The sequence below is a fragment of the Streptomyces bobili genome (genome assembly GCF_002154575.1).
GTDB classification, from domain to species: domain Bacteria; phylum Actinomycetota; class Actinomycetes; order Streptomycetales; family Streptomycetaceae; genus Streptomyces; species Streptomyces bobili.
In genome coordinates this window covers 1-3029 of the sequence record NZ_MUBA01000312.1, presented here as the reverse complement: position 1 = coordinate 3029, position 3029 = coordinate 1, and the positions used below count along the sequence as shown (strand labels likewise).

Sequence of the window (3029 nt, the reverse complement as noted above, 5' to 3'; positions counted from 1 at the left end):
CCCTCCAGCGCCTCACCCACCCCCACAGCGCCGACCCGCACCCGCACCGGCAGCGTGTTGATGAACAGCCCCGGCACCCGATCCGCACCCACACCCGCATTCATCCGCCCGAACAACACCGTGCCGAACACGACATCGTCACGACCACTGACCGTGGCAAGCACCCGCGCCCACGCCAGATGGAACACCGACGCCGCACTCACCCCCAGCCCACGCGCAACCTCCCGAACCCGCCGACCCACCTCCTCATCAACACCCAGATGCGACCGAACCACCTCACTGCCGTCACCATGCGCATCCATCAGACCGTACGGAGCCGTGGTCTCCTCCACATCACCCAACAGCCCCGCGAAGTACTCCTGGTGCTCCTCCCGGGTCACACCCAGCCGCGCCTGCGCCACAAAGTTCCGGAACGGCAACGGCTCCGGAAGCGAATCCTCCCGACCGGAAAGGAACGCACTCATCTCCCCCAGCAACACATCCTGTGCGGTGTGGTCCTGGACCAGATGATGCAGGCGCAGTGCTGCCAGCCAGCGCCCCCCACGGTCCGGATGCGCAGCCGTGTGCACATCGATCAGCGGGGCATGACCGATGTTCATCACCGAGCCTGCCGCGGCGATCAGCTGTTCCGCGGCATCCGGTCCCTCTGGGTCGAGCGCCAGCTCGGTGACCGGCAGGACGGCCTGGCGGGTGACCACTTGGACCGGCTCGCTCAGGCCCTCCCACACGAAGGCCGTGCGATAGATGTCATGCCGGTTCACCACGCCCTGCAGAGCGGCGAGGCAGGCGTCCAGACGTTCTCGCGAATCGAACTGGATGATGGCGGGTGCCGCGTACCCGTCCGCGCCGGTTCCCTGACTGGACATCAGGTGGTGGAAGAGGATGCCTTCCTGGAGGGGGGCGAGGGGGTAGATGTCCGCGATGTTCGCGGCGCCGCCCGGTATCCGCTCGACGATGCGTTCGACCTCAGCGGCCGACAGCTCCACCAGGGGGAGCATGTCGGGGGAGAGACGGTCCGCGCCGTCCGGGATCCCGTTCGCCGGCACCACGACCGGTTCCGGAGCCGCGACCGCGGCCAGACCGGCCGGCGTCGGCGTCTGGAACAACGCCCGCACCGAGACCGACACCCCCCGCCCCCGCAACCGCTCCACCAACGACACCGCCAGCAACGAATGACCACCCAGCACGAAGAAGTCGTCATCGACTCCCACCACAGGCAGGCCCAGGACCTGGGCGAAGGCCTGGCACAGGATCTCCTCCTGCACCGACTCCGGCGCCCGGCGACCCACCACCGACACACCCGCATAATCAGGTGCCGGAAGGGCCCCGCGGTCGAGTTTGCCGCTGCCGGTCAGCGGCAGCGCCTCCAGCACCACCACCGCGGACGGCACCATATGGTCCGCCAGCCGCTCCGCCGCAAAACCACGCACCGACGCCACCAGCACGGCGGGATCGGTGTCCTCATCGTCAGCGACCACGTAGGCGATCAGCCGGACATCACCCGGAGCGTCCTCGCGGGCCACCACCGCCACCTGCGCCAGCTGCGGATGAACGGACAGGGCGGTCTGGACTTCGCCCGGCTCGATCCGGAAACCACGGATCTTCACCTGGTCATCCGCACGCCCCGCGAACACCACCTGCCCCTCAGCCGTCCAGCGGGCGCGGTCACCGGTGCGGTACATCCGCTCACCCGCACCACCGAACGGACACGCCACGAACCGCTCACCCGTCAGCCCCGGCTGACCCACATACCCCCGCGCCAGCTGCACACCCGCGACATACAACTCACCCACCACACCCGGAGGCACCGGGCGCAGGAATCCGTCCAGGACATAGAAGCGGGTGTTCGCCACCGGCCCGCCCACCGGCACCACACCAGCAGCCACCTGCGCCGCCGTCAGCACGGTAGTGGCCACACCGATCGTGGTCTCCGTCGGACCGTAATGGTTGAACACCGACCCGTCCCCACCAGCCTTGAGGAGTTCCCCCACCAGGCCCGCCGGTGCCGCCTCACCACCCAGTACCAACGACCCCACCGACTCCACCGCCTCCGCGCCGAGCGCGGCCACGTGCGAGGGCACCGCCTTCAGGCAGTCGATGCCGTGCCCGGTGAGATAACCGCGCACCGCCGCCGGGTCGGTGACCGCCTCCTCCTCCAGGAAGTGCAGCTCACCCCCGCCCACCAGGCTCGCGAAGACCGTGGTGTTGCCGAGGTCGGTCGCCTGCCCCTGCAACACCGCGAACCGGCCGTGCGGGCCACCGAACCCGATGCGGGCCGGCACCGACGACACGTAGTTGACCAGCCCGCCGTGAGTGACCACGACACCCTTCGGCCGACCCGTCGACCCCGACGTATAGATCACATACGCCACCTGCCCCGCCCGCACCTCCACCACAGGCGCCGTCACCGGAGCGGCCTCGATCTGCATCGCCACGACGGTGTCGTCCACCGCCACCAGACGGTGCCGGCCCGCGGGAAGACCGTCCAGGATCTCCTCCGTCGTCAATGTCAACACCGCACGGCTGTCCCGCAACTGGAACGCGATGCGCTCCGCGGGCTGGCCGGGGTCGAGCGGGAGGTAGCCCGCGCCCGCCTTCCACACCGCGAGGATCCCGACCAGCATCTCCACCCCGCGTGGCAGACACAGACCCACCACCGACTCCGCACCCACCCCCTGCACCCGCAGGAAATGCGCCAGCCGATTCGCCCGCACCTCCAACTCCGCATACGACACCCGCACACCCGCCTGCACCACCGCCACCGCATCCGGAGTGCGAGCCACCTGCGCCGCGAACAACCCCGGCACCGACGAACCCGAAGCCACCGGCACGGCGGTGTCGTTCCACTCCGCCAGCACCCGCCGGCGCTCCGCCGCAGTGATGACATCCACCGTGCTGATCCGCTGTGAGGGGTCTTCTGTCAGTCCTGCCAGGAGGACTGTCAGCGTGTCTGCCATCCGGGCCACCGTGCCGGGGTCGAACAGATCCGCAGCCCCGGTCACCACCCCCCCGATACCCGCCGGCACGCC

1 protein-coding gene is annotated in these 3029 nt (G+C 69.6%); it reads right to left on the bottom strand.

The window, feature by feature from the left end:
- A partial coding sequence (locus BZL64_RS24385) for a non-ribosomal peptide synthetase (RefSeq protein ID WP_143663302.1) occupies window positions 1-2957 on the bottom strand: 2957 nt, incomplete at its 3' end.
- Window positions 2958-3029 lie beyond the last annotated feature (72 nt).